Raw genomic sequence first — 9,241 nt, 5'->3', positions numbered from 1 at the left:
GATTTCGCCATACGCAAGTATCCTAGCTACGCAGGGGCTTGGCCCCTCCTGCGACCGGACTTTCACCGGCTAGAAGATGCGTGCTTAGCTGGGCACGCTAAAATAAAAAAGGCACCCCATCAATTATTTTCATAATCGTTGACGAGGTGCCTCTATTCTTTGTTACAGTCATCTTATATTCCATCTCAGTGTCGTTGTTACTTTGCCGCAAGCATTTTACGCAGCTCTCTGCTTCAGTTATGTTTTGTGCATGTTTAATTAATATCAAGCCTTGACACTGCCCGAAAACCCATCCGCAGCATCGTCATAAGCCGGGTCGTCGCTATGGTTGTGTTCGCTTGAACTTGTACTTTGGGTGCTGTTCAACGTCTGGCTTCCACCGCGTGCATACTGCTCGTTCCAGTCCTCGTTCACCAGATGAGCGGGAATGGATACATTTTGAAACAGGTCCATTTCCTCTGCTGAAGAAGCAAAAACTGCACTCCCTCCATGCGACTGAACAATCTCAACCGCAGATTGCGGGTCCTGACGATCTGTCGGGATGTATAATTCAAGTGGTGCAGACTGATACGGTTTATAACCTAACTCCTCCAAGGTTGCTTTTGCCGCAAGCAGTTCTGAAGGATCGGAAAAATGCACTTGAAGCTCACTGTTATCCATCACACGCAACTCCTCCTGACTATAGAATTCTCGTCTCGCCCTTTCATCCGATACCCATGCGATCATTCATCCATTCAATAATGCTTCATCCATTCGTCAATACTTCACAGGATTCAGATTTTATAAGTTATATTGGATTCACAGGGCTGGTCTTCTATAGCATGGGCAGTAAAGCGGCGTGATATGCTTCAGTCATTGAATTCCTTTCAACCACTATCGATAAAGGAATGCTTTGGTTCTGCTATATTATTAGCTCTGTATAATCATGCACGAGTCTGTCTGATCCAGCCTGTGACAGACACGACTACATAAGCAAACGCTAATGTACACACTGCTGTCAGAAAACCGGCAAGCCAGCCGAGCCAAGTCAAGCCCATGGCATAACCCATCAACGTCACGAGTGGAAACAATAACATTCGAACCATAATTAAACCTGCCCCATGCAGCCCATCCGAATCATAATTGAGCAGAAGTTCCACATAATCCGAGGTCGCCAGCTCATCCCAGGAACGATACAGCATCAGAGTAAGCATAATGACCAATAGTCCACATACGATCACATTCACTGGAAATGGTGGCAGAGCAACCGCTGCTAACGATAGGCCACCCAACTGCAAATACAGTTTCAGCGTAGCGGAATTGCGGAAAAATGCTTTGAATCCAATCTCCGCCGTCCGGTTCAGTATGGAGCGTTTACGCAATAACGGACGAGATTTACGAAAAACAATCGTGCGAGTTTTCTGAGCCTTGGGTTTGCTCACGGCCTGACTCAACATAAGTGCAGTCAGCCTTATTCTGGTTCGCAGATCCTCTCGCACATCTCCTTCAAAAGTGCCCTTCATAAACAATCGCAGTTGCATAAGAGTTATGAATAGCAGCGAAACGACCGCTATACTCAGACCGATTTTCCACGTCTCCCCAAGCATCCACGTTGATGTGCGAATTATCATCCATCCCATGGAAATAACAAGCAAGCCCATCAGGAGCCAGCGGCGCCAGCCAATATATCGAACTTTAATCGTATGTATAGCTATAACCTGAAACGATGCTGTGATTCCCAGCCAGATACTTGTTAACACAATCTGATACACAGACATCTCATACACACGAACAAACAGTGGTGCGACAAGTGCAGTGATAAGCATCATTTTTCCCAGTTGTAACCATAGCACCCGTAGAAGGCCCCACTTCATTAATGTTCGCATCCAGAATCGTCTCGACTTCAGAAACAGCACATCGGCTTCCTCCACAAAAAGCAGAACACCACCCGTCAGAATCACCAATTCAATGATGCCCGTAAGGAAAGGCAACGACAATCCAGTGGTCCATGCTGGCATAGGCTTGGTCCAGAGACTGGTATACCAGCCAACAAAATAGAGCAGTCCCGGAATAAGCAGATACAGCCATACTGTCCAATCCACCACAAGCTTGAAATTGCGCCACTGTTCCCGCAGGTGCTCCCTACGTCTTCTCTGGTATAATAGGTGGGGTGTATAACGTTTATGTTCCATAGCCGTGTCCCTCCCCATCATTCCGATGTCAGCATATCAAAACAGTCAAATAACGATGCATCCGGCATGCCCGCAGCAGCACGAATCTCATCCAATGTTCCTTCCGCAGCCGATCGGCCTGAAGCAATCAGAATAAAGCGGTCACAGATACGTTCAGCTGTATCCAGCACATGTGTTGACATTAACACCCCTGCCCCGCGACGTCGTTCATCATCCAGCAGTTTCAGAAAGTCTTTCGTTGCCCGCGGGTCCAACCCGATAAACGGCTCGTCCACAATATAGATATCCGGCGAGGATAGGAAACCGATCATCAGCATCATTTTTTGGCGCATCCCTTTGGAAAAACTGGCAGGAAGATCATTCCGCACATGGTGCATGCCAAATCGAAGCAGCAGTTCCTCTGCTCTCGCCGTAAATATCTCTTCTTCGATTTCATAAGCAGCAGCTGCCAGATCAAGATGTTCCCACAACGTCATATATTCGTAAAAAACAGGCTGTTCGGGAATATAGGCGTACCGCCCTTCCCCGGCAATATTTACATCGTAATCGGCATGCTCCAGCAGACCGAGCAGTGTTTTGATGGTTGTGCTTTTCCCGGCACCGTTAGGTCCGATAATGCCTACCAGTTCTCCCGGTGCAACTTGCATCCGAATGTTGCGGATCGCAGACTGCCCCGGTGCGTAACCCGCTTCGCGAATATGTACGTTCAGAATAGGATCAGCTAAAGCTTGTTCTTCTCTATCATCAAATGCAGTCATATCCCCACACTCCTGTCCAATCAAGTTTACATTGGTGATCTATTGTTATTGTAAAGGAGTTTTGCTTATCGTGTTTGATCAATTTGAGCAAAAATTGGCCCATCCACTTCCTTCGAAATTAAAGAAGCAGGGTTCCGCAGCCCCTGCCTCTTTTTGATACGGTAAAAACTATATTAACGATTGCTCTCCACCATTGTGGAGGTCGCACTCTCACCTTCCGCGTCTCGCCTTGGTAGAACAAAGGCATGCGATTTTCCCCATAAAAATTAATTAGGTTACAGGGATTTCTGCCATGAATTCTTCACTGGTTAGAATAAACCTTAGGACAGCTCTCCAGATACAGCAGTTTTTGACGCAACACTTTCCTCCACGGGCATCTTCTTGCCTTTAGGCTTGAACAAATATAAAACCCCCAGCAGCGTTAGCAGAATACCCGAGCTTACAAACGCCGGAATAACTCCGAAGGAAGTGACCAGCAATCCACCGACCACAGGGCCAAAAATATTGCTTGTTGTCATCACGCTGCCCACGGTTCCAAACACCCTGCCCGTCATTGGCTCCGGAGTTTGTTCCTGCAATAAAATCTGAAAAGGTACTATAGCAAACCCGATTCCGACACCTGCCAGAGCAAATAATGAGATAAGAAGCAGGTGTGCACCCAGTCCAGCCGAAGGCCATACGCTAACGACCACACCAGCCGTACCGATGACCAGACCTGTAACGGCCGTGCCCAGCCCCATTTTCAAACCGTGGCCTGCAGTCTTCCACTTTCTCACACTCATCGCAGCGAGTAATGTTCCGACACCGCTTGCTGCAACACACCAGCCGAGCAGATCACCCGAAATACCCGGAAGCTGCCTGAATAGCACCACAGTTTGTGAATCAGCAAATTGCAGAAACAGAATCGCCGCTGCCAGCAAAAGAAGTGACGTTCCGATATGAGGAAGAGAAGCGAGCATACGGATGCCTTCCAGCGTTTCTTTCCAGAAAGATGATTTACTTTGAGAAGATGATGCTGTCTGTTCCTCTGCTCCGGTTACGTCGGAATTCGCCTGTTGGATCACCCGATACCCGGGAATCCATAATAAAATGATGCCTGAGATCAGAAAAGACGAGGCATCCAGCACAAAACACCAGGCAACACCAAATGCTGCGACAAGCAGGCCGCCCAGAGCCGGGCCGATAATTTTGGACATCTGTTCGATCACAGAGCTGATGGACACGGCCTGAGCAAGCTGGTGATGCGGCACAAGCTCCTTCAGCTTGCCGTTCTTCGCCGGGGAGAACACCACATCGAACAGTGATTTCAGAACAAGCAGTACATAGACATGCCAGATCTGATCGGCAAAAATTAACGCACCCACAATGACAATCCGCGCCCCATCGGCGGTAATCATCAGCCATTTTCGATTCAAACGATCCGCCAGCGCACCAGCAAAAGGACCTGTGAGCAGAATCGGCAGTGCGGCGGATAACGTCACAAACGTAATCTCCCACGGCGTAGCATTCCAGCGCAAACCAACCAGTGTAAAAATCGCCAGCAGATGCAGCCAATCTCCCAGATTGGATATCGCCTGTGAAACCATCAGTGTCACGAATGGACGGTTTTGTTTCAGTGAACCCTGTACATCAATTGCGTATTTGCTGCCCATCTCTCTTCTCCTCCATCAACCCCGAATGTTTATTATGATAATGATTGTATAAAAGATTTGCTTGCAGAACCTCATGCCCGGGACGGAGATTATGGGGAACCCGCAGGATGATTTTTCCTTCCCGCGCTTCATCTCTAATCAAATGTTTAAATATGGCCAAATCCCAGGTAAATCTTCATGAATGATCAAATTTTAAATGCTAAAAATGCAAATCTTGTGACATATCGCATGTTTTTCACTGAAACAGAGGTCTACAATAGATTCAAGACGGTGTCCTGCATCGTCAAACGATACGATCCAACTCATATAAGTTGATCTGATCTTATACAGGAACGATGCAAGAGAACCTTTTCCATCACATCAACTTATATAAATACACTGAAAGGCGGGATCAGCATGCTGGAATTACAAGAAATCGGGACCGAGCGTTCACTTCATCTGTACCGCACCTTGGCCCAAACATTCAAAAGTGTGAATGAACACGCTGTATCTGGAAGTAAAATTCATGGTTTTAATCCGACTGCGTATGGAGTGCTCGAAGTGTTATATATGAAAGGAGCACAGCCGATTCAGCAGGTGGGTGCCCAGCTGCTGCTGCAGAGCGGAAACGTCACCTATGTCATTGACAAGCTGGAGCAAAAGGGGCTGCTTCGTCGCAAGCATTGTCCACAGGACAGACGCATCATTTTTGTCGAGCTGACCGAGGAAGGTCAACGCACGATGGATGAAATCTATCCAGGCTATGCAACCAAGATTGATCGCGCTGTTAGCGGTCTGAGTGAAGAGGATAAGGAGCTGCTGTCCGATCTGCTGGGCAGACTGGCCCATGGTGCAGACAGCTTGTCAGCGAACAGCTGAGAGCAGCATATATGGCGTAGCTTCTTTGCATCTAGTGCAGCTCAAGCTGCATGCGTTGCCCTGCTTCATGACAAAGGCGGTCAGCCATATGAAGCATACTCAGCATCAGCAGTATGACTCATTCATGTCTTGCATGAATGCATCAAAAAACCGGATTAACCCTGACCAGGGCTAATCCGGTTTTTTCATGTTCTTTTTTTCACACCACATTTCTTCAACCATAGCAAAACGAGCCTTCTATCCTGTTTGTTATATCTGGATTTATACCAACGCACGCCTTCTGTTCCGCAGCCACCGAAAACCTGCTCCAAGAACAATTTTCCAGCCTGCAAACATAAGAGTAATCATAACCATCTGGCGAATTGCACCTGCATACAGGGACACATCTCCTCTATACATAAACACAGAGAAAAACATACCGCTTGCCCCCGCCAGCAGGACATAACCAGCCGCTACAGACACAAGCTTTAGTGCAGTTCCATTGAACCTTTGCGCTATAGACACTGATACGGCATCCGTCAGAAATGAAAGCGGAATAATGAGTAAAGCTGCAATTGCGAGATGGATCAGCATGATAATGACTACGGAATACCATAACGGATAATAGTATGTATTCTCCAACCGCTCGGCAACAGGTACATACTCCATGAAAGACGTGATTATGGACAACGAAACACAGGCCAGAATGGCCGCCATAATTCGAACAGGATAGGATACAGGCCGCAGGGCAATCATCAGTGGTTTGCTCAAGTCAGTTCATCCTCCTTTTTCCAGTTCATCATAACAGACCTTTGGCATTAAAAAAAGCAGCTGAGCTTCAGCTGCTTTTTACATTTCTTCCTTTACTGCCTGTACGCTACTTCCGTGCCGCTTCCACCTGTAGCGGTGCATCGGCATCCTCGGGAACGATTAGCCGCTTGCGTAAGGCCATTGTAGTGAGCCACGACACGATTGCAATGATAAACATAATGACAAACAAGGAGTGCAGGCTGCCCTCCAGCACACTGCGCAGCAGCGTCCACTTCTCGTCCGATAACACCGCATCCGTATGCGGCGCAAGCAGGTCGTTCAGGTCCCGCTCCGAGATGCCTGCTGCCGCCAGATTTTGTTCACTCGACAGTGTCGAGATGCGAAAATTAAGCCACGTTCCAAATGCCGCCGCTCCGATGGTCTGTCCAAGCGTACGCATGAACGTATGCAGTGCCGTGGAGGAGCCGCGCTCTTTGTAACCAACGGAAGATTGAGCAATAATCGTGAAGATTGTGAAGGCAAAGCCGAAGCCGAGACCGTAAATAAAGGTCAGAATAAACAGCACCGCCTGCGGAGAAGTTCCGCCCACCAGGAACAGACCACCTGAACCGACAGCAATGCCGGTAAGCCCGATTAACGAGGTCAGGCGAGATCCGATTTTGAGCAGCAGTCGTCCCGCCAGCACGCTGCCGATCAGCCAGCCGACCGACATCGGCGCGAGCAGCAGCCCGGATTCGGTTGCATTGCCTCCCCGAACCCCTTGCACCCACAGCGGCAGATAACTGGTCAAGCCGATCATCAATGTGCTGGTCAGCAGGCCGGCGATATTCGCTACCCGGATGTCCCGAATGCGGAACAGATGGAGAGGAACCATCGGGGCCTGGGCTCTTTTTTCCACAATAAAAAACAGGATCATAAACAAGACAGCAACGACGCTAAGTCCTACAATTAACGGAGAATTCCAGGCATAATACTGCCCGCCCGCCGACAAAACAAAAAGCAGTGCGGTGATGCCCACAGTAAATGTCAGCGCCCCGATATAATCGATTTTAGCGGTGCGCGGTGAGATGTCCTCCTTCAAATAACGGAATACAAACCACATGGCAAGCAAGCCAAAGGGTACGTTAAATCCGAAAATCCACTGCCAGCCGAGGTTGTCCACAAAATAACCCCCAAGCAGCGGACCAACGAGAGACGAAATGCCCCAGACCGAGCTGATCCAGCCCTGGATTTTGCCCCGTTCCTCAATGCGATAAATATCTCCGATAATCGTAAATGTCACCGGCACTACCGCTCCCGCACCAATGCCCTGAATGGCACGATAGATGATCAATTGCTCCATATTCTGTGCCAGACAGCACAGGAGTGAGCCCAGCAAAAACAAGGCACAACCGATGAGGAAAACCGGTTTACGTCCATACAGGTCACTGATCTTGCCAAAAATCGGCGTGCTGACCGCCATCGTGAGCAGATACGCGGTAAAAATCCAGCTCAGCAGCTGCACACTCCCCAGCTCACTTACAATGGTTGGACCAGCTGGACCGATAACCGTACCTTCAATGGCGGATAGAAACGTTGCCAGCAGCAAACCAGCCAAAATAAAACTGCGCTTCAAGCCTCCTGATGTATTCACTCAAACCCTTCTCTCTTTAATCTGTTTAATAATTAGGAAGAATATTATCTACATGCCCACTACGAGCCAGAACAAGCTTTCGATCGTTGTTCCCCCCTGATTTTTAGAATTGTTATTATAAGGGGAAATCCGGTCGTAATCCTATGCTTCCGATGTAGCTTTCGTGCCGAAAGCTTTTAGGTGAACGTTCCACTTCTCCAGCTTTGTTCTGTTTCTTCGTTACTGTGTAATCTCAAAATAAATTATATATCACTTACTACCTTTTTTTATTACGAAGAAACTCATCATATAACAGGGAGTACATCACCATGTCCTTGTATCCTGTAGACGTATGCTGCACCTGTCGCAGCAAGCCCTCGCGGGTGAAACCCTGACTTGTCAGGAACGAACCTGAAGCTGCATTGCGCGGGTCCACGAGAGCTTCGATCCGGTTCAGCCCCATCGTCTCATAACCGAAGGGCAGCAGCACCGTGAACGCCTCCGACATATAGCCATACCGCCAGTAATCGCGTCCCAGCTCATATCCGATCTCACCACGGAATGCCCCCTCCAGCTGCCATGTATTGAACCCGCAGCTTCCAATCAGTTTGCCCGTATCCTTCAGCTCGATGCCCCAACGCAGGGCATCTTCTTCCCCTGCCATATGGTTGAGCAGGGCAATCATATCAGCAGCCTCGCTTGTGCCGATCATTGGCGCGAGATTCATATACCGCGTTACTTCCCGGTCAGACCAGTGCACGAACATCTGGGCTGCATCTCTGCGGCGCATTTTGCGCAAACGCAGCCGTGCTGTCTCAAGCTCGGGAATTCTTCCTTTACATCTATACATTACCTGACACTCCGATCCGATCCTTCTCTTGCAGACCATAAGATTCATTAGCCATCTAACCATAACCTGCACCAATTGGCAACTGTTCACTCTTACATATGTCGCCATATCCAATCATATCAAAAAACCGGGCGCCTCGGCTCCCGGTTTTGATGTACGTTAATTTGGTGAGGCATTACGCTGGAGAGGCCTTTTTGCTGTCCACAAGCAGTTCCTCGCTAACTCGTCCAAGCACAGCAAGGATTTCTTTATACTCCTCGATGCCTGTCCCGGTCAGGCTCCACTGATCTCCGTGGGCAGTCAGGAAATTCTCCTGTGTCAGATGTTCAAGCTCCTGCTTGATCTCACGCTCACCAACGCGATACCCTCGTTCTTCTAGCATGGGTAGCGCATCGCTTACAGTTAAATCCTCACGTTGGGCCAAATATAGAAGATGAATTCGTACAAACAGGTTCTGTACTTCTGCATGCATAAGCTAAGCTCCTTCCCGGGTTGTAGCCCTTCTTGGTTGCTAAGTAATTACCCCGCGGAAGAAGGTGAGAAACAGGAGTATATATCGGATGCTGTCTCCTCCTGTCATCTCTTTCCAA

At 48.6% G+C, this 9,241-nt stretch carries 9 protein-coding genes; 1 reads left to right on the top strand and 8 read right to left on the bottom strand.

From position 1 onward, the window contains the following. Window positions 1-264: 264 nt before the first annotated feature. From IEW26_RS29820 to IEW26_RS29805, 4 genes are all read right to left on the bottom strand, one after another. Entirely contained in the window at window positions 265-663 is a 399-nt protein-coding gene (locus IEW26_RS29820; protein WP_229730106.1) for a hypothetical protein, read from the bottom strand. A gap of 260 nt (window positions 664-923) precedes the next feature. Beyond that, the gene (locus IEW26_RS29815; RefSeq protein WP_188594985.1) at window positions 924-2,171 is read right to left on the bottom strand and encodes an ABC transporter permease; all 1,248 of its coding nucleotides are present in this window, start codon (window positions 2,169-2,171) and stop codon (window positions 924-926) included. Between the two features lie 17 nt (window positions 2,172-2,188). Next, window positions 2,189-2,929 carry an ABC transporter ATP-binding protein gene (locus tag IEW26_RS29810; RefSeq protein WP_188594984.1) on the bottom strand — a complete coding sequence of 247 codons (741 nt, stop codon included), beginning with the start codon at window positions 2,927-2,929 and terminating at the stop codon, window positions 2,189-2,191. Window positions 2,930-3,249: 320 nt separating this feature from the next. After that, window positions 3,250-4,581, bottom strand: a complete 1,332-nt coding sequence (locus tag IEW26_RS29805) for an MFS transporter (protein WP_188594983.1) — start codon at window positions 4,579-4,581, stop codon at window positions 3,250-3,252. Window positions 4,582-4,977: 396 nt separating this feature from the next. Between IEW26_RS29805 and IEW26_RS29800 the strand changes: the two genes are divergently transcribed. Beyond that, window positions 4,978-5,439 (top strand): MarR family winged helix-turn-helix transcriptional regulator, encoded by a 462-nt coding sequence (locus IEW26_RS29800; RefSeq protein WP_111272629.1) that lies wholly within the window; start codon window positions 4,978-4,980, stop codon window positions 5,437-5,439. Between the two features lie 261 nt (window positions 5,440-5,700). Here IEW26_RS29800 and IEW26_RS29795 read toward each other — a convergent pair whose 3' ends face one another. The 4 genes from IEW26_RS29795 to IEW26_RS29780 all read right to left on the bottom strand — a co-directional run bounded on the left by IEW26_RS29795 (window position 5,701) and on the right by IEW26_RS29780 (window position 9,123). Further along, window positions 5,701-6,189, bottom strand: a complete 489-nt coding sequence (locus tag IEW26_RS29795; RefSeq protein WP_188594982.1) for a hypothetical protein — start codon at window positions 6,187-6,189, stop codon at window positions 5,701-5,703. A 106-nt stretch (window positions 6,190-6,295) separates the two neighbouring features. Then, window positions 6,296-7,804: an MDR family MFS transporter gene (locus tag IEW26_RS29790; RefSeq protein ID WP_229730107.1), complete on the bottom strand. Its 1,509-nt coding sequence runs from the start codon at window positions 7,802-7,804 to the stop codon at window positions 6,296-6,298. Between the two features lie 274 nt (window positions 7,805-8,078). Then, window positions 8,079-8,651: a GNAT family N-acetyltransferase gene (locus IEW26_RS29785; RefSeq protein WP_188594980.1), complete on the bottom strand. Its 573-nt coding sequence runs from the start codon at window positions 8,649-8,651 to the stop codon at window positions 8,079-8,081. A gap of 175 nt (window positions 8,652-8,826) precedes the next feature. Then, window positions 8,827-9,123: a hypothetical protein gene (locus IEW26_RS29780; RefSeq protein ID WP_111272633.1), complete on the bottom strand. Its 297-nt coding sequence runs from the start codon at window positions 9,121-9,123 to the stop codon at window positions 8,827-8,829. Window positions 9,124-9,241 lie beyond the last annotated feature (118 nt).

Source organism: Paenibacillus silvae, from assembly GCF_014639235.1.
GTDB classification, from domain to species: domain Bacteria; phylum Bacillota; class Bacilli; order Paenibacillales; family Paenibacillaceae; genus Paenibacillus; species Paenibacillus silvae.
The sequence above is the reverse complement of the archived record's forward strand: the minus strand, read 5'-3'. Positions and strand labels throughout refer to the sequence as shown.

Bases quoted from the DNA above. Each gene is read 5' to 3' on its own strand.
- IEW26_RS29810 (WP_188594984.1), bottom strand. From the start codon at position 2,929: ATGACTGCATTTGATGATAGAGAAGAACAAGCTTTAGCTGATCCTATT.
- IEW26_RS29815 (WP_188594985.1), bottom strand. From the start codon at position 2,171: ATGGAACATAAACGTTATACACCCCACCTATTATACCAGAGAAGACGT.
- IEW26_RS29785 (WP_188594980.1), bottom strand. From the start codon at position 8,651: ATGTATAGATGTAAAGGAAGAATTCCCGAGCTTGAGACAGCACGGCTG.
- IEW26_RS29800 (WP_111272629.1), top strand. From the start codon at position 4,978: ATGCTGGAATTACAAGAAATCGGGACCGAGCGTTCACTTCATCTGTAC.
- IEW26_RS29805 (WP_188594983.1), bottom strand. From the start codon at position 4,581: ATGGGCAGCAAATACGCAATTGATGTACAGGGTTCACTGAAACAAAAC.
- IEW26_RS29780 (WP_111272633.1), bottom strand. From the start codon at position 9,123: ATGCATGCAGAAGTACAGAACCTGTTTGTACGAATTCATCTTCTATAT.